Genomic DNA, 16,762 nt, shown 5'->3' on the forward strand with positions numbered 1-16,762 from the left:
AAATTGGGTCTGCTAATTTCTAGGAAATCTGGCAGACCCAAACTATCAACTCTTAATCACGGTAAATTTTCGTTAAGTCTTGGTAATGATCGACACGTCTATCTCGCAAGTATGGCCAAATACGACGTACTTGTTCACTTTTCTCCATATCTATATTCGCAATTAGTATCTCACCATCACTTTCACTTGCACAGGCAAGTAGCTCGCCCTGTGGACCACAGATAAAGCTATTACCCCAGAAATCAATGCCGGCAGAACTTCCACTGGAATCACTTTCATGGCCCACACGATTACAACTAATAACTGGTACGCCATTCGCTACCGCGTGGGACCTTTGTACAATTTTCCAGGCTTCAAGTTGCCGTTGCTGCTCAGCCGCATCATCGCGCGGGTCCCATCCAATTGCGGTTGGGTAAATCAGTAATTCTGCTCCAGCCATTGCCATCAGTCGGGCAGCTTCAGGAAACCATTGATCCCAACAAACCAATATGCCCAACTTGCCAATACTCGTATCTATAACTTCAAAGCCCAAATCACCAGGCGTGAAATAAAATTTTTCGTAAAATCCCGGATCGTCCGGAATATGCATTTTTCGATACTTTCCGGCAATAGAGCCATTTTTATCCAATACCACTGCAGTATTGTGATAAATACCTGCAGCACGCTTTTCAAATAAAGAGGTCACTATGACCACGCCGAGTTCTTTTGCAAGCCTTCCAAAATAATCCGTACTGGGTCCAGGGATCGTCTCAGCTAAATCGAATAAACTCACATCTTCTGACTGACAAAAATACAGACTACGATGCAACTCCTGCAGCACTACCAAATCAGCACCTTCACTCGCTGCGGCACGTATTCCCTGAGTTGACCTATCAATATTTTGTTGGCAATCAACAGTGTTATCTTGCTGAACAAGTGCCACTTTAACTATGTTACTCATTAATAAATTCGCTAGATTGTTTAATTTTAGATTAGATGCAAAAAATTTTTTTAACGCCTAATTAGCCAAGAGGTTTTTCGGCAGCTGCATAGTTAAACAATGCAAACTACCGAACTGTTCGATAATGGGCCGGCAATTAACCGCAACTATCTGATGCTCCGGAAATGCCATCTGGAGAGTTTGTAACGCCTCAGTATCTTCTTCAACATCATATACAGGAGCTAGTACCGCATCATTGATAATTAGAAAGTTGGCATAAGTGGCAGGTAAACGCTCGCCACTTGCATTTGCTTGTCCGCTAGGCCATGGTAATTCCAGCAAATTAAATGGTTTCCCATCAAGCGAGCGCATTTGTACTAAACTCTGCTTCATTTTCTCAAGTTCATCAAAAAAACGATAACCACTTTCATTACAGCCCTGATAGACAATAGTTTGGCCAGGTGCGAACCGTGCAAGAGTGTCGATATGACTATCTGTATCATCGCCCTCTAATGCGCCATGATCCAGCCATAGAATATTCTTTGCACCTAACTCAGTTTTTAGCAGTCCCTCGATATCCGCTCTTGTCATGCGGTGGTTACGATTTTTATTTAGCAGACAGCGCTCAGTCGTTAAAAGGTTGCCCTTTTCATCAATATCTATTGCTCCACCTTCAAGAACGACGTCAATTTTCCGCCAATTACAGATACCCAATTGCTTAAACATTTCCTGGTTAATCTGATTGTCTAAATCAGCCGGGTATTTGCTTCCCCATCCATTAAACGTAAAATCGAGAGCAACAACTTCTCCTTGGCTGTTCACTACTGAAATTGGGCCATGATCTCTCGCCCAACTATCATTTGTGGCAACAACAACAAACTGAATATTTTGAATTATTACATTAGCCACATGTAATAGCTGGCTAATATGTTTTTTTAAAACCTCATCATGACAAACGACTACCAGTTTTTGTCGAGCAGTTATAGCTTCGCAAATAGAAACATAAACCGCTTCTACTTCGCTTAGTATCGGTCTCCAATCAGTATCCGCATGAGGCCAAGTGAGCATTATTGCATCTTGCTTTGCCCATTCAGGTGGCAATCTATTTGACATAAGTTTTAATTACTTTATCTGATAGTTATTTTAAATTTACAGGGGTATTGAACCAGCACCAAATGATAATAATTATCATTACAATAATATAGAAAAATTCATTTCGCGCAAGTTTGGGCTCGGATTTAAATAGACTTTCGCACAGTTTTATCGTTTTCCTGATTTCATCTGGAAAACAATGCAAAGCCCTCTCAGTAAAGATTTTATTTATTTAGCATGGTCCAACTTCCTCCGAAACAATGCACTTGGCAATGTAACTAATAGATTGCGTTTTAAGAGCTCAAACAGGTCCGACTGCACTTTGAGATTAATTACTGGATGGGAGCGAGGCACAGCTATCCACCTGACTTTCAATAAAGCTATCTCAGCTATTCTCAACTATATCTGTTCTAATACGGGAAAGACTTGTTTACTGACATGTCAACATTGATTTCTCCGCTAGAAGCAAATCGCCGAGTCTCTTTAAAGGAATATCATGGCCTGGTTCTACTTAATACTCGCCGGACTATGCGAAATTGGTTGGGTGCTGGGACTGAAAATTTCACAGGGCAGTAACACCCGCCTTCTGGGTGTGGTTATGGCTGTGGTATTTATTGGGGTCAGTGGATTTCTTCTGTGGCTGGCGCAGCGAGAGATACCTATTGGTACTTCCTATGCGGTCTGGACAGGAATTGGTGCCGCCGGAGCCTTTGCGGTAGGAGTGCTGTTCTTTGGAGACTCCACCAGCCTTGGACGCTACCTGGGAGTTTTGCTCATTATCTTAGGCGTTGTCACGTTAAAACTCTCTCATTAATTGAGAAGCACCCGGGAAAATTCCCGGGCGCCAGTTCTATTAATCCTCTGAATATTTGTGTTTACGTGCCTGGTTTTGCACAGATCGATACATCTGGGATAGCGCTCTCTCCCCTGCCCGTTTCTGCGCGAGAGTTTGACCGTTACGGCTTAGTTCCTGTTGCAGTTTTTGCCAATTGCGCAAGCGCCGATCATCCAACGAACCGCCCGTTATTGCCTCTTGTACCGCACAGCCTGGCTCTGACTGGTGCTGGCAGTCAGAGAAGCGACACTCTCTGGACAAGGCCTCAATATCAGAAAAAGTCTCCGCCACGCCATCTTCAACATGCACCAACCCCAGCTCCCGCATTCCAGGGCTATCGAGTAACAGCGCTCCCCAACTCAGGGAGTGAAGAGAGCGTTTCCGTGTAGTGTGACGCCCTTTACTATCGGCTTCGCGAATGGTCCCAGTCTCAGCCAGGGGTTCGCCAGACAGCGCATTTAGCAAAGTGGATTTACCCACTCCAGAAGAACCTAACAGCGCGATAGTTTCCCCAGGTAAGCACCACTGGCGCAGCTGTGCCACGCTTTCTCGATCCAGGCTATTTACCATTGCAGCGGGTAATTCGCCGAATGGACGCAATGCCTGAAGAAAAGGGGCTGTATCTTCACACAGATCGGTCTTAGTCAGTATCAGGTGTGGGCTGCAACCAGACTCCCGAGCCAGAGCCAAATAGCGCTCAATACGTGAGAGGTTAAAGTCATCATTCAGGGAGGAAACAATAAAAACACTATCGACATTGGCGGCGATCATCTGCACCTGATGCCCCCCAGGTGCCATGCGCTCAAACTGGCTGCTGCGGCTCAACAAACGCACGAAATATCCACTTCTCTTCTCTAACAACAGCCAATCCCCCACCGCAGGCAAATTAGCCACAAGACTCCCGGTTAGCGGAAGGGACACAGCCCCCTGCTCGCCGGCCAACTCCAGGCGACTGCGGTGTACAGCCATAACCCGCAGCGGCAAACACTGCTCGAGTTCTTCGAGCGTCAGCTGCTGTTGGAAAAAAGGCTTCCAACCGAGTTTTTGCAGCGGAGAAGCTTCCCGCTCAATTTTGATAGATGGGGATTTAGTGCCGAATCTATTAACAGACCGGCGGGTAAAGCGAGATTTACTCAAGATTGAAACCCTCTGGGCGCAATAAAGCACCAAGCGACCGCACATGCGCGGCCAACAGAGCTTTCTCAGGGAAAGCCCGACGTCTAGGAATCTATCGCCGGGCGTGGGCAGCTGGAGGCTGCTACTGGACCCGACGGAGGGTTGCAACAATCATCAATCATCCTCCGCAGTCATTGAGTTCTGGATTCCGCCAAAGTACCTGGCGGGCTATGGGCAAATTAGCACTACCCGGGGATAGGAGCAAGGATAATCCCGGGAAGCCTCTTAGTAATTGCCCCGCCATAAAAAGCAAAGCCGGCAAAAGCCGGCCTTCGAATCCGATTACAGCGAGTGCATCACCTTTCTCGACTCACCATAACCCGATCAGCTGAGTATAGATCCGGCTTTTTCTTTCGCCATCGCGTTTACTCGAGAAGCATCTTCTCCTGCGGGTATTTCCACCAAGTGACGAATCTATAAAGGTTTTATGACACCCCCAACCACCTCCCCCAGACCTCCACCTCCTCGGGGTGGGAGGCCGTCAATGCGTGACTGCGATTCAATACCAACTGAGAGAACCGCAACAAGTACAACAAAAAATGGGAAGCGCTATGCCAACAACAAAATTTACAGGGCCCGGCACAAAGGCCGGGCTGATTCTGGGGGCAGTCTTCTGCTCCATCCAAATACCGGTGTGGGCATCTGACACACCAGACCCCACAGAGGTCAATATTCCCGGCAACCTACAAAGCCAACTGGGCTGCGATGGCGACTGGCAACCAGGTTGTGTCGCCACCCTGCTCAGCTATGACAGCGAAGACGACAAATGGCAAGGCAACTTTTGGATACCCGCCGGCAACTGGGAGTACAAAGCCGCTCTCAACAACAGCTGGGATGAAAATTATGGCTGGGGCGGCCAGCGGGACGGCGGTAATATTTCCCTTAGCCTGGATGAGGCCCGCGAAGTTAAATTTATCTACGACCACGAGAGTCACTGGATCGCCGACAACCACAATAGCGTGGTCGCTACTGTAGCCGGCAACTTCCAATCCCTGCTGGGGTGCCCGGGAGACTGGCAACCCGGTTGCCTGCGCAGCTGGATGCAGGATGCCGATGGAGATGGCACCTACACCTTTATCACCTCAGCACTGCCTGCCGGTTCCTATGAATTCAAGGTAGCCTTGCACGAAGGCTGGGAGGAGAGCTACGGAAACAATGGAGCTAACGTCAGCTTTACCGTGGCTGCCGATTACGACGAAATCTACTTTGCTTTTGACTCGAATAGTAAAGAAGTCACCGTCAGTAGTGATGGCTTCGCCAAGGGTGACCTGAGCAGCGATAAAGCTCACTGGGTGGATACCAGCAGCTTTGCCTGGGATATCCAGGTGCAGGAAGGTATCGAGGTTAAATTGCACTACAGCAACAGCGCCGAGCTAAAACTGGAGGACGGTGATATCCGTTCCGATGGCACCATCGATCTCACCCCTCTCGCCACCCTGCCCGACAGCGCCCAACAAAAATTCCCGCACCTGGCCAGTTTCAGTGCCTGGCAATTGCCGGGGCAGGCTTCCACTAGTGATCTGGTAACCCAGCAACTCGCCCTCGCCGCTTACGATGCGGAGGGCACGTTACTGGATGCGACTGGTGTGCAGATGGCAGGCGCGCTCGATGATCGCTTTTACTACGACGGTGAACTCGGTGCCCGTGTCGGCGAGGAGAATATCCAGCTCGATCTTTGGGCTCCCACCGCACGGGCAGTAAAACTGCACCTGTTTACAGACTCCAGCAGCGACAGCGCCGATCAGGTGGTATCCATGCTGCGCGATGAATCTACCGGGGTTTGGAGTGCCGATATCGACAAGCAGTGGGACCGCAGTTTTTATCTCTATGAGGTCGAGGTGTACTCCTACTTCAGCCGCCAGATTGAAACCAACCTGGTCACCGACCCCTATTCCCTGAGTCTCTCCATCAATAGTGGCAAAAGCCAGATCATTAACCTGAATGACCGGGACCTGAAGCCGCGCGGTTGGGATCGTCTGCGCAAGCCCAAGTTAACCCAGCCGGAAGACATCAGTATCTACGAGCTGCATGTGCGCGATTTCAGTATTGCGGATCAAACTGTCCCCGAAGCAGAGCGCGGCACCTTCAAGGCTTTCACCCGCAAGCACAGCGACGGCATGCGCCACCTCAATAAACTGGCCCACGCCGGCCTCACCCATATCCACTTGCTGCCGGCCTTTGACTTTGCCACAGTCAATGAGGATCGCACCCAGCAGCAGCAAACCCCGGACCTCTCAGACTACGCGCCGGACAGCAGCGAGCAGCAGGCCCAGGTAGATGCTATTCGCGATACCGATGGCTTTAACTGGGGCTACGATCCATTGCACTACACGGTCCCCGAAGGCAGCTATAGCAGCGCTCCCGATGGACCTGCGCGCATTCGCGAATTCCGTCAAATGGTGCAAGGGTTATCCCACTCCGGCCTGCGACTGGTGATGGACGTGGTTTACAACCACACCAGCTCCTATGGCCAATACGACAACTCCGTACTCGATAAAATCGTCCCCGGCTATTACCACCGCCGCAATCTGGAGGGCGGAGTGGAGATGAGCAGCTGCTGCGCAAATACCGCCAGTGAGCACGCCATGATGGAAAAGCTGATGATCGATTCCCTGGTCACCTGGGCCCGGGCCTATAAGGTGGACAGCTTCCGTTTCGATCTGATGGGACATCACAGCCTCGACAATATCCTCAAGGCGCAAGCGGCACTGCAATCACTGACCCCGGCAGCCGATGGTGTCGATGGCAACGCTATCTATTTGTACGGTGAAGGCTGGAATTTTGGCGAGGTGGCTGACGATGCTCGCTTTGTACAGGCCCGCCAGGGCAATATGGCCGGCAGCGGTGTCGGCACCTTTAACGATCGCCTGCGCGATTCCGTGCGTGGCGGCAACCCCTTCGGAGGCTTTGAGGAGCAGGGCTTTGGTACCGGTCTGTTCACCGACAGCAACGGTAAGTTTGAGGGAGAAGATGAGCGTGCCACACTGCTAACCCTGGCAGATAAAGTCCGCGTTTCCCTCGCCGGCAACCTGGCGGATTATCCTTTTGAAGATGCCAACGGCAATATCATTACCGGCAGCGAGCTGGTCTATAACGGCCAGCCCACCGGCTATACCGCCGACCCGCAGGAATCCATTAATTATATTGCCGCCCACGACAACGAGACGCTGTTCGACGGAGTACAGATCAAAGCCAGCGACAGCGCCGACTTGGCTGAACGAGTGCGTATCCAGGCATTCAGTAATTCCCTGGTTCTGTTCGCCCAGGGAGTGCCGTTTATCCACGCAGGCCAGGATTTCCTGCGCTCAAAGTCGATGGATCGGGACAGTTACAACTCCGGTGACTGGTTTAATGCACTGGACTTCAGCCTCGCCACCGATAATTGGGGTGCGGGTTTACCTATCGCAGATAAAAACGAAGATAACTGGTCCCTGATGCAACCTTTACTGGCAAACCCGGAACTGGCTCCCGAGCGCCGACACCGCTTGTGGAGTTCTGCTCTATTCCGCGAGCAACTGGCGATTCGCAACAGCTCTCCCCTGTTCCGCTTGTCTGATGCAGAGTCCGTAGAGGCACACCTTAATTTCCTCAACACCGGACCCGACCAGATTCCTGGGCTGATTGTGATGGAGTTATCCGAATCCAGTGGCAGCATCGATCGCCGCTTTGAACGTATTGTGGTGCTGTTTAATGGCGATGACGAATCATTGGAATTTACCAGCGAAAACTTTATTGGTGAGTACCTGTTCAAGCACCCACGTCAGCGCCGATCAGTAGACTCACGCCTGCACAAAGTAAAATTTGATAGGAGCAGCGGCACCTTTACTCTGCCTGGCCGAACTACCGCAGTATTTGTGCAGCCACGCCGTAGATATTAATTCTTCATAAATTTTAAAAGGCCGGATTTTCCGGCCTTTTTTTCATTTTTTAGAAACTATTTCCCGGCTCTAACCAAGTAATCAACTCGCAATTGTCATATTCCGCAGATTGATTTAGCGTGTACCTAAATAATAAATAGGTGTACAAATCATGAAGCGTCTCCTTCTCTGCGGCATCGCAACTCTTCTCTCATCCGCGACACTGGCAAAAACTACTGTTATCCATGCAGGCACACTCCTCGCCGTTCCCGGTGAGAAACCTTTGCAAGAGCAAAGTGTAATTATCGAGGACGGCAAGATCAGTGCTGTCAGATCCGGTTATGTAAGCCCGGATAACGCTGAAGTCATTGATCTTAAGAATAGTTTCGTAATGCCGGGCTTAATGGATATGCACGTGCATTTACAAGGTGAGCTGGGCCCTAAAAATGATACCGAGGCTCTCAAGATGTCCATGCCGCTGACCCAGATGCGCTCGCAAATGTTTGCCATGCGAACCCTGGAGTCTGGTTTTACCACTGTGCGCGATGCTGGTAACAGTGGTGAAGAAATGTATGCGATGCGCGATGCGATCAATAAAGGTTGGGTAGATGGCCCGCGAATTGTTGCAGCCGGCAGGGTGGGAATAACTGGTGGCCACGCAGATATCAGCGGAGTCAGTCCAGAGCTAATGGAGCTGCATGATGACAAGACCAAAACTGTATGCGACGGCCCCTACGAGTGCCGACGCGCGACCCGCCATGCGATCAAATATGGTGCTGACTTTATCAAGATTACCTCTACCGGTGGTGTGCTCACCGATCGCGCTACCGGAACTGGTCAGCAGATGGAAATGGATGAGTTAAAAGAGGTGGTCTTTGCAGCCAAACGTATGGGCCGCAAGGTGGCCAGTCATGCGCATCAGGAAGAAGGCATTATCGCCGCACTGGAGGCTGGTGTAGACAGTATTGAGCACGGCACCTACGCAGGTCCCCGCGCCCATAAGTTATTTAAAGAAACCGGCGCTTATCTGGTTCCGACACTTCTCGCCGGCGATACTGTGGTACAGCTGGCAAAAAATACCGATGTCTTATCTGAGGCTCAGAAGGAAAAAGCCATTCGTGTTGGCACAGACATGCGCGGCAATTTCCGTAAAGCGGTCAATGCCGGAGTAAAAATTGCTTTCGGTACCGACTCAGGTGTATCCAAGCACGGCATCAATGCCCGCGAGGCGGTACTGATGAGTGAAGCCGGTATGGACAATATGGCCATCCTGCAATCCGCTACCGTTAACGCCGCCGACCTGATCGATATGAGCGATTCACTGGGCACCATTGAGTCCGGTAAGTACGCCGATATTATCGCCACCGATGGCTCGCCACTGGATAATATCGATGAACTTTTAGATGTAGATTTTGTGATGAAAGGGGGCAAGGTCTTTAAGAATTAAAAGCCTCTGAATAGTTTAATAGCGAAATTAAAATATTCGAACCCAGTTTTAATTAATTTCTACAAAATAAAAAAGGCCGGATAACTCCGGCCTTTTTTATTGGGGTGCTTAAAGAAAAGTGAAAGTTAGTTTTCCTCTTTTCCTTCTTCATCCTCATTTTCGATCAGGTGACCAAGTTTGCCTTTTTTAGTGGACAAATACTTGGCATTGTGGGGATTGCGCCCAGACTGGTGCGGCAGGCGCTCAGTCACATTGATGCCCAAGTCCTCCAGCGCTTTTACCTTACGCGGGTTATTGGTCATCAAGCGAATGGCATGAATACCCAGGTGTTCGATCATTGCTTTCAGAATTGAGTAATCCCGCATATCGGCGCCAAAGCCCAACTGCTCATTGGCTTCCACCGTATCCGCACCACAATCCTGCAAGTGGTAAGCGCGAATCTTATTTAACAGACCGATACCGCGGCCCTCCTGGCGGAGATAGAAAATAGCTCCACGCCCCTCCATCGCTATGCGATGCATCGCATGTTGTAGCTGGGCACCACAATCACAGCGCAGGGAGAAAAGTGCATCCCCGGTCAGGCACTCAGAATGAATACGGGCCAACAGAGGCTCTTCGGTATCGAAGTCACCCATGGTGAGCACTACGTGCTCTTTTCCGGTTTCCACTTCCTCGAAACCGTGCATCTCAAACATACCCCAAGAGGTGGGCAGTTTTGAGGATTCCACAAAACGAATGGTCAACTTAATACCTCTTTAAATCAGTGTCGGGCGCGCAGTACCAGCACACCGCCCTGCTGTTCCATATCAACCTGGCTGAGAAAGCTGTTGCCAAGAAGTACCACCTGGGGGAAGTCATCTGCATGAACTGTCGCATCAACATTGTGAACTTTGATTCCACCTATGGTGACACTGCTAAGATTCACTCGATAAACACTAGTAATACCATTAGCAGTAGAGACTAGTACTTCCTCGGCATTATCCAGATTCAGCCTTAGGCGACGAGCGGTAGGATAATTAATAGCAATATTGGTAGCGCCGGTATCCACCATCATCGGCACTCTCAGGCCATTGACCCAGGCATTTGTTAAATAATGTCCACGGCTATCGGCGGGAAGCCGTACTTCTGCTTTCGCCGCCTTGGCAAAACTGGTTGCTATAGGTGCATCCAAGGTCAGCTTTTGCTCCCGTCCAGACACACTAATCCGTGCATAACGAGTAGTCGCTTCCAACAGGGTGACACCCTCTGGGGATTTTTGTCCCGCCTTAAGAATTTTCTGGCGGCCATCAATTTCCAGCATGGCGCTATCGCCAAATAATCCCTTTAATTGAACCTGCTGTGCATTAGCACTCAGAGCAATCAAGAGACTTAAAAAAATACAAAATAGCTGCGCATTGATCTTCCCTATCAATCTAAGCGCCCAGTACCCACGCCGTTAATTGCAGTACCAGGGACGCATAAACGGCGGCCAGTATATCGTCGAGCATAATCCCAACGCCACCTTGCACCTTGCGATCAGCCCAGCCAATGGGCGGGGGCTTGGCAATATCAAATATCCGGAAGAGGACAAAGCCGTATAGCGCCCAAGCCCAACCTGCAGGAGCCATAAACATGGTGAGCCAGTAGCCCACCATTTCATCCCAAACAATACCGCCGTGATCGTGAACTCCCATTTTCTTGGCAGCTGCACCACATAGATAGCAACCTACCACACCGGTAACAAACACAATGGCCAGATACCAGAATGGAGGCAAATCCTTCATCAACCACCAAAAAGGAATCGCTGCCAGGGTACCAAACGTACCCGGCGCTTTGGGTGCCAGCCCGGAGCCGAACCCAAATGCCAACAGTAAGGTGGGATCGCGCAACAGCTGGGAAAATGTCGGGTTGTTAATGCTCATATTATTGAATTCTCACAAAGGCACTATGGTCTACACAATGACTTAAAAGTGCCTATAGCCTGGCGATTGAGCAACCCAGGGATTGCCGTGATAGGAGCAACGTACCTGCGGCTCCCCCTCAACGAGTTTCCCTATGGGTGTAAAACCCAGTTGACGAACTTGCTCAACTGCGGCTGCCGGTGCGGTAAAACAAAGCTGGTAGTCATCCCCTCCACAGGCCGCCAGCTCTACGGCAGTATCAGCTGCCAATCGATTGGCTAGGGGGCTATGGGCAGAGACTCCAGGTTTATTTCTGCTGCCACACCGCTCGCTTTGCAGATATGGCCCAGATCCCCCAGTAATCCGTCGGAAATATCCAACGCACTGGTAGCAATGCCTGCAATCGCGTTGGCAGTTTCTAATTGCGGCTCGGGAAAATAGAAAGCCTGCTCCGCTTCCCGCCGCACTGACTCAGTCACATTCCGCTCTGCCAAAACAACGGGCAGGGCTGCTGCGGCAGCGCCCAGTGGGCCGCTCACATAAATATTGTCGCCGACAGAAGCGCCATCCCGCCGGAGGGGCTTTTCGGTATGGCCGATCACCTGAATCGTAATGGACAAGGGGCCAGCGGTAGTGTCACCACCCACAAGGGAAACCCCAAACTTGCCAGCAGTTTCCAGCAGGCCACTGGCGAATTTCTCCAGCCAAACGGAGTCGCTATCGGGTAAGGTCAGGGCAAGGGTAAACCAGAGGGGGCGGGCATTCATTGCCGCCAGGTCACTGATATTCACACGCAGTGCACGGCTCGCAACCATGAATGGGTCAGCACCTGCGGGGAAGTGACGGCCTGCTACCAGGGTGTCCATAGAAGTGGCCAACTGCCCGCTGACAGGTGCTTGCAAGAGCGCGCAGTCATCGCCAATCCCCAGGGCTACACCTTCGCCCTGGGGAGCGCGGGCGAAGTAATCGCGGATGATCTCAAACTCCCCCGGCGCTTTAGACATAATTGCTGGCTCAGCCCTTCTTGTCTGCGGCTACCTCTGCCGAGCGCAGGTCCGCAGCGGTCTTATCCAAAATGCCATTGATAAACTTGAAGGCATCGGTGGGACCAAATTTTTTCGCCAGGGCCACCGCCTCATTAATGACAACCTTGTAAGGCACATCGATACGGTTTTTCAGCTCGTAAGTGGCCATGCGCAACAGCGCGCGGGATACAGGGTCCAGGTCTTCCACTTTGCGATCCAGGTGCGACGTGTAAGCGCCCTCTACCTCATCGAGGTTTTTCGCTACGCCGTGGAAAATATCACGAAAATATTCCACGTCGGTTTTGCTCATATCATTATCGGCGTGAAACTCGGCCTCAATGGAATTAAGGCTGGCGCCGGCCATCTGCCACTGATAGAGCGCCTGCATGGCGTAGTGACGTGCCTTACGGCGGGCGGATGCAGTTACGGTCATTGTCTTTTCCGGTAGATACTTCACAGAATGGGCTGCACCGACACACCTTTTGTGCCGGCGCGCCGGCAATTAAATCTTGCCGAGTAGGGAAACCATTTCCAGGGCGGTTTCGGCAGCTTCACAACCTTTGTTGCCAGCCTTGGTGCCGGAGCGCTCGATAGCCTGCTCAATGGAGTCCACTGTCAGCACGCCAAAGGTGACGGGAATGCCAGTATTCATGGATACCTGAGCCAGGCCTTTGGTGCACTCGCCAGCCACATACTCAAAGTGCGGGGTGCCACCACGGATAACCGCACCCAGGGCAATAATGGCATCAAACTTTTTAGTCTCAGCCAGCTTCTGTGCCGCCAGGGGAAATTCGAATGCGCCCGGGGCGTAGTAGATAGTGATATCTTCATCCTTGATACCCTTGCGGCGCAGGGTGTCCAGTGCACCATCCTTTAGGCTTTCAACCACAAAGCTGTTCCAGCGGCTCACCAACAGTGCGTATTTGCCCGTACTGCCGACAAAGTCCCCTTCGATCACTTGAATATTGCTCATAATTTTCAATCCGTATTTCTTGTCCATCGCCGCCGCTATCAGGACAGTAGCGGCGCTTCAGTATTGTTACTCTTTTATTAGGGTTGCGGCGCCTCTACGTTCAGGTATTCCTCTACTTCGAGATCAAACCCGGAAATAGCACTGAACTTGAACGGTGCGCTCATCAGACGCATTTTGCGCACCTTGAGATCCCGCAGAATTTGCGAACCGGTACCTACCTGCTTGTACACCAGGTCCTGGCTAGGGCGCTGTTGCTTGCCGCTGATCAGCCAATCAATACTCTCTTCGATTTCTTCGGTGGTTTCGTTGTGGCAGATCAGTACCACAACACCCTTGCCCTCTTCTTCAATACGCTGCATCGCGCGACGGAAGGTCCACGGGGTGAATTTTTCATCGCCGCGCTGAATCGTAAGCACATCGCGCAGAGTATTTCCCACATGCACACGAACCAGGGTCGGCTCTTCTGGGGTGGGGTCGCCTTTAACAAAGGCAAAGTGGCGCTCGCGGCGGGCCTTATCGAGATAAGTGCGCAGCTTGAACTCACCGAACTCGGTGCGCACCTTGCGCTCATTAACGCACTCAACGGTTTTCTCATTCAGGGCGCGATAGGTAATCAGGTCGGCGATAGTGCCGATCTTCAGGTTGTGCTCTTTCGCGAACTTTTCCAGGTCCGGGCGGCGGGACATGGTGCCGTCTTCATTCATGATCTCAACAATCACCGCAGCCGCCTCAAAACCCGCCAGGCGGGCCAGGTCGCAACCAGCTTCGGTGTGGCCTGCGCGGCTTAATACACCGCCGGGCTGGGCCATAATGGGGAAAATATGGCCGGGCTGTACAATATCGCTGGGCTTGGCATTTCTGGCCACAGCGGCGCGAACCGTGCGCGCGCGATCGGCGGCGGAAATACCGGTGGTGACACCCTCTGCCGCCTCAATGGATACGGTGAAGTTGGTGCTGAACTGGGCTCCGTTGTCCCGCGACATCAGCGGCAGGTCCAACTGCTCACAGCGCTCTTTGGACATGGGCATACAAATCAGGCCACGGGCATGAGTGGCCATAAAGTTGATGTCTTCAGCGCGAATCTGCTCCGCAGCCATCACCAGGTCGCCCTCGTTCTCGCGATCTTCATCATCCATCAGGATTACCATTTTGCCCTGGCGGATATCGTCGATCAGTTCTTCAACCGTATTTAGTTCCATGGTTAACTCTGGATAAATTTATCAATTGCAAATAGAGCGGCTATCGCTGCTGTTTTCGCCGTGGTGCACGGCCCATCTTTAGCGCTTGTAAAACCCGTTCTGGGCCAAAAATTCGAGGGTCATGCCCCCACCACTAGGCTTGGCTGCCTCATCACCGAGGAGTAGCCGCTCCAAGTAGCGCGCAATCAGGTCCACTTCCAGGTTGACCCGAGTACCGGCGGTATAGCCGGCCATAATCGTTTCCTGCAACGTGTGTGGCACTATGGTGAGTTCAAACTCAGCCCCATCCACGGCATTGACCGTGAGGCTGGTGCCGTCGACGGTGATAGACCCTTTATGGGCAATATAGCGAGCCAGGTTTTCCGGTGCGCGCAGGCGGAACCGCTCGGCGCGAGCCTCGGACTTGCGCCATACCACCTCGCCAATACCATCCACATGGCCGCTGACAATGTGTCCACCCAGGCGGGTCTGGGGTGTCAGTGCTTTTTCCAGATTGACCCGGTCGCCTTTTTTCCAGCGGCCCACCGTTGTCACATCCAGGGTTTCCGCAGAGACATCCGCCCAGTAACCATCACCGGGCAGGTCCACAACCGTGAGACAAACACCATTGGTGGCAATGCTGTCCCCCAGTTGCACATCACCCAGATCCAGCTTACCGCTGCGCACACGCACACGCAGGTCGCCGCCCTGGGGTTTTAACTCTGCAATCTCGCCTAAGGCTTCAATAATTCCGGTAAACATCAGCGCTCGATATCGGTTGTTGCAGTAATGCGCCAGTCGTGACCAACTGCGCGCATATCGGTAATCGTAATCGGCAGCATCGAGCCCATACGCTCGATAGGCAGTTCAAACAGCGGCCGCCCGGTGCTACCCAGCAGTTTTGGCGCCATATAAACAATTATTTCGTCGACATGGCCACGATAGAGGAATTCACCAGAGAGGGTCGCACCGCTCTCTACCAAAACTTCATTGCACTGGCGTCGCGCCAACTCCTTGAGCAGGGCGAGCAGGTCTACGCGACCTTCTTTGTCATGGGGTAAAACCACGACTTCCGCACCCGTTTTCTCAATACGCTCGCGGCGCTCGGCCTCCGCGCGCTCTGTCGTGCACACCAATGTGGGGGCATCCCCCTGTAAAATAAAGGCTCTCGCTGGGGTGCGCAGCTGGCTGTCAACAATTACTCGCAGCGGCTGCACTTCGGCGGCTCGCTCTGCGGCCAGCATTTCCAGTGCCATTTCATCGGCGCGCACATTGAGATTGGGATTGTCGAAGCGCACCGTCTCAACCCCGGTGATCACTGCACAACTGCGAGCACGCAGGCGCTGTACATCGGCGCGAGCCGCAGGGCCCGATACCCACTTTGACTCCCCACTGGCCATAGCGGTGCGCCCATCCAGGCTCATGGCGGATTTGCTTCGCACCAGGGGCAGTCCCAGGGTCATACGCTTGATAAAGCCAGGGTTTAGAGCGCGACACCTCTCTTCCAGGATGGGGCCTTCCACTTCGATCCCAGCATCGCGCAATATTTGCAATCCGGCACCGCTGACATTCGGATTCGGGTCCTGCATTCCGTAAATAACCCGGGCCACGCCGGCCTTTACCAGCGCCTCGGCACAGGGACCTGTGCGGCCGGTATGGCTGCAGGGCTCAAGAGTGACATAAACCGTAGCCCCCTGAGCCAGGTCGCCGGCATCACTCAGGGCTTCGATCTCAGCGTGGGGTTCGCCGGCCCGCTTGTGCCAGCCTTCGCCGACAATATTGCCATCCCCGTCAGTAATCACACAGCCCACTCGCGGATTCGGCATAGTGGTGTAGAGACCGCGCTCTGCCAACTGAATAGCGCGGGCTATCAGTGCTTCCGCACTGTGTACAACCGTTTGACTCATTCTGTCTTCGATCCCTTACTGGTCAGGCGTTCAATCTCTTCTCTAAACTCGCTGACATCCTCAAAACGGCGATAGACAGAAGCAAAGCGCACATAGGCCACCTGGTCCAGCTCACGCAGTTGCTCCATCACCAATTCACCAATAGCACGCGCCGGCAACTCCCGTTCTCCGGTCGCCTGCAGGGCGTGTTTTATTTGAGATACCGCCGACTCCACCCGCTCAATACTCACCGGGCGCTTTTCCACAGCGCGCTGAATACCCGCGCGCAACTTGTCTTCATTAAACGGCTCGCGCTGGCCGTTTTGCTTGATCACTCGCGGCAGCAGCAGCTCCGCAGTTTCAAATGTGGTAAACCTCTCGTGGCACTCCAGGCACTCGCGCCGGCGGCGTACTTGGTCGCCCTCAGCCACCAATCGGGAATCGACTACTTTTGTTTCTTCTGCGCTGCAGAACGGACAGTGCATGTGGGATTA

General features: G+C 52.2%; 17 protein-coding genes. 3 read left to right on the top strand and 14 right to left on the bottom strand.

The genetic code is table 11. The features are described from left to right. Window positions 1-52 precede the first annotated feature (52 nt). Both QT397_23430 and QT397_23435 read right to left on the bottom strand, forming a co-directional pair. Complete coding sequence (locus QT397_23430) at window positions 53-940, bottom strand: carbon-nitrogen hydrolase (protein ID WNZ55762.1); 888 nt, start codon at window positions 938-940, stop codon at window positions 53-55. A gap of 57 nt (window positions 941-997) precedes the next feature. Further along, window positions 998-2,032 (bottom strand): agmatine deiminase family protein, encoded by a 1,035-nt coding sequence (locus QT397_23435; protein ID WNZ55763.1) that lies wholly within the window; start codon window positions 2,030-2,032, stop codon window positions 998-1,000. 475 nt (window positions 2,033-2,507) lie between these two features. Between QT397_23435 and QT397_23440 the strand changes: the two genes are divergently transcribed. Then, the gene (locus QT397_23440) at window positions 2,508-2,825 is read left to right on the top strand and encodes a multidrug efflux SMR transporter (protein ID WNZ55764.1); all 318 of its coding nucleotides are present in this window, start codon (window positions 2,508-2,510) and stop codon (window positions 2,823-2,825) included. Between the two features lie 39 nt (window positions 2,826-2,864). On the opposite strand, the gene rsgA is transcribed toward QT397_23440, so the two are convergent. Further along, on the bottom strand, window positions 2,865-3,983 hold the full coding sequence (gene rsgA, locus QT397_23445) for a ribosome small subunit-dependent GTPase A (protein ID WNZ55765.1): 1,119 nt from the start codon (window positions 3,981-3,983) through the stop codon (window positions 2,865-2,867). A 590-nt stretch (window positions 3,984-4,573) separates the two neighbouring features. On the opposite strand from rsgA, the gene pulA reads away from it, so the two are divergent. Both pulA and QT397_23455 read left to right on the top strand, forming a co-directional pair. Next, window positions 4,574-7,900, top strand: a complete 3,327-nt coding sequence (gene pulA, locus QT397_23450; protein ID WNZ55766.1) for a pullulanase-type alpha-1,6-glucosidase — start codon at window positions 4,574-4,576, stop codon at window positions 7,898-7,900. A 151-nt stretch (window positions 7,901-8,051) separates the two neighbouring features. After that, the gene (locus tag QT397_23455) at window positions 8,052-9,326 is read left to right on the top strand and encodes an amidohydrolase family protein (protein WNZ55767.1); all 1,275 of its coding nucleotides are present in this window, start codon (window positions 8,052-8,054) and stop codon (window positions 9,324-9,326) included. A gap of 125 nt (window positions 9,327-9,451) precedes the next feature. On the opposite strand, the gene ribA is transcribed toward QT397_23455, so the two are convergent. The 11 genes from ribA to nrdR all read right to left on the bottom strand — a co-directional run bounded on the left by ribA (window position 9,452) and on the right by nrdR (window position 16,753). Beyond that, the gene (gene ribA, locus QT397_23460) at window positions 9,452-10,069 is read right to left on the bottom strand and encodes a GTP cyclohydrolase II (GenBank protein ID WNZ55768.1); all 618 of its coding nucleotides are present in this window, start codon (window positions 10,067-10,069) and stop codon (window positions 9,452-9,454) included. 17 nt (window positions 10,070-10,086) lie between these two features. Further along, window positions 10,087-10,737, bottom strand: coding sequence for a TIGR02281 family clan AA aspartic protease (locus QT397_23465; protein WNZ55769.1), 651 nt, complete (start codon window positions 10,735-10,737; stop codon window positions 10,087-10,089). 1 nt (window position 10,738) lies between these two features. Continuing rightward, the gene (locus QT397_23470) at window positions 10,739-11,227 is read right to left on the bottom strand and encodes a phosphatidylglycerophosphatase A (protein ID WNZ55770.1); all 489 of its coding nucleotides are present in this window, start codon (window positions 11,225-11,227) and stop codon (window positions 10,739-10,741) included. Between the two features lie 42 nt (window positions 11,228-11,269). Continuing rightward, a complete protein-coding gene (locus QT397_23475) occupies window positions 11,270-11,476 on the bottom strand; it encodes a hypothetical protein (GenBank protein WNZ55771.1) in 207 nt (68 codons plus the stop codon). Between the two features lie 8 nt (window positions 11,477-11,484). Beyond that, window positions 11,485-12,210: a thiamine-phosphate kinase gene (gene thiL / locus QT397_23480; GenBank protein ID WNZ55772.1), complete on the bottom strand. Its 726-nt coding sequence runs from the start codon at window positions 12,208-12,210 to the stop codon at window positions 11,485-11,487. Between the two features lie 10 nt (window positions 12,211-12,220). Beyond that, window positions 12,221-12,664, bottom strand: coding sequence for a transcription antitermination factor NusB (gene nusB / locus QT397_23485; protein WNZ55773.1), 444 nt, complete (start codon window positions 12,662-12,664; stop codon window positions 12,221-12,223). Between the two features lie 69 nt (window positions 12,665-12,733). Then, complete coding sequence (gene ribE, locus QT397_23490; GenBank protein ID WNZ55774.1) at window positions 12,734-13,204, bottom strand: 6,7-dimethyl-8-ribityllumazine synthase; 471 nt, start codon at window positions 13,202-13,204, stop codon at window positions 12,734-12,736. Window positions 13,205-13,281: 77 nt separating this feature from the next. Next, window positions 13,282-14,403: a bifunctional 3,4-dihydroxy-2-butanone-4-phosphate synthase/GTP cyclohydrolase II gene (ribBA, locus tag QT397_23495; GenBank protein ID WNZ55775.1), complete on the bottom strand. Its 1,122-nt coding sequence runs from the start codon at window positions 14,401-14,403 to the stop codon at window positions 13,282-13,284. Between the two features lie 78 nt (window positions 14,404-14,481). Beyond that, entirely contained in the window at window positions 14,482-15,144 is a 663-nt protein-coding gene (locus tag QT397_23500; GenBank protein WNZ55776.1) for a riboflavin synthase, read from the bottom strand. After that, window positions 15,144-16,289, bottom strand: coding sequence for a bifunctional diaminohydroxyphosphoribosylaminopyrimidine deaminase/5-amino-6-(5-phosphoribosylamino)uracil reductase RibD (gene ribD, locus QT397_23505; protein WNZ55777.1), 1,146 nt, complete (start codon window positions 16,287-16,289; stop codon window positions 15,144-15,146). The genes QT397_23500 and ribD overlap by 1 nt, the downstream gene beginning before the upstream one ends. Further along, window positions 16,286-16,753 (bottom strand): transcriptional regulator NrdR, encoded by a 468-nt coding sequence (nrdR, locus tag QT397_23510; protein WNZ55778.1) that lies wholly within the window; start codon window positions 16,751-16,753, stop codon window positions 16,286-16,288. Before nrdR ends, ribD begins: the two co-directional genes overlap by 4 nt. Window positions 16,754-16,762 lie beyond the last annotated feature (9 nt).

This window comes from Microbulbifer sp. MKSA007 (assembly GCA_032615215.1).
Classification (GTDB): domain Bacteria; phylum Pseudomonadota; class Gammaproteobacteria; order Pseudomonadales; family Cellvibrionaceae; genus Microbulbifer.

Excerpts from the sequence above, each read along its gene's own strand:
- QT397_23430 (WNZ55762.1), bottom strand. The coding sequence starts at position 940 with ATGAGTAACATAGTTAAAGTGGCACTTGTTCAGCAAGATAACACTGTT.
- QT397_23435 (WNZ55763.1), bottom strand. The coding sequence starts at position 2,032 with ATGTCAAATAGATTGCCACCTGAATGGGCAAAGCAAGATGCAATAATG.
- QT397_23440 (WNZ55764.1), top strand. The coding sequence starts at position 2,508 with ATGGCCTGGTTCTACTTAATACTCGCCGGACTATGCGAAATTGGTTGG.
- pulA (WNZ55766.1), top strand. The coding sequence starts at position 4,574 with ATGCCAACAACAAAATTTACAGGGCCCGGCACAAAGGCCGGGCTGATT.
- QT397_23455 (WNZ55767.1), top strand. The coding sequence starts at position 8,052 with ATGAAGCGTCTCCTTCTCTGCGGCATCGCAACTCTTCTCTCATCCGCG.
- QT397_23470 (WNZ55770.1), bottom strand. The coding sequence starts at position 11,227 with ATGAGCATTAACAACCCGACATTTTCCCAGCTGTTGCGCGATCCCACC.
- thiL (WNZ55772.1), bottom strand. The coding sequence starts at position 12,210 with ATGTCTAAAGCGCCGGGGGAGTTTGAGATCATCCGCGATTACTTCGCC.
- nusB (WNZ55773.1), bottom strand. The coding sequence starts at position 12,664 with ATGACCGTAACTGCATCCGCCCGCCGTAAGGCACGTCACTACGCCATG.
- ribE (WNZ55774.1), bottom strand. The coding sequence starts at position 13,204 with ATGAGCAATATTCAAGTGATCGAAGGGGACTTTGTCGGCAGTACGGGC.
- ribBA (WNZ55775.1), bottom strand. The coding sequence starts at position 14,403 with ATGGAACTAAATACGGTTGAAGAACTGATCGACGATATCCGCCAGGGC.
- QT397_23500 (WNZ55776.1), bottom strand. The coding sequence starts at position 15,144 with ATGTTTACCGGAATTATTGAAGCCTTAGGCGAGATTGCAGAGTTAAAA.
- ribD (WNZ55777.1), bottom strand. The coding sequence starts at position 16,289 with ATGAGTCAAACGGTTGTACACAGTGCGGAAGCACTGATAGCCCGCGCT.
- nrdR (WNZ55778.1), bottom strand. The coding sequence starts at position 16,753 with ATGCACTGTCCGTTCTGCAGCGCAGAAGAAACAAAAGTAGTCGATTCC.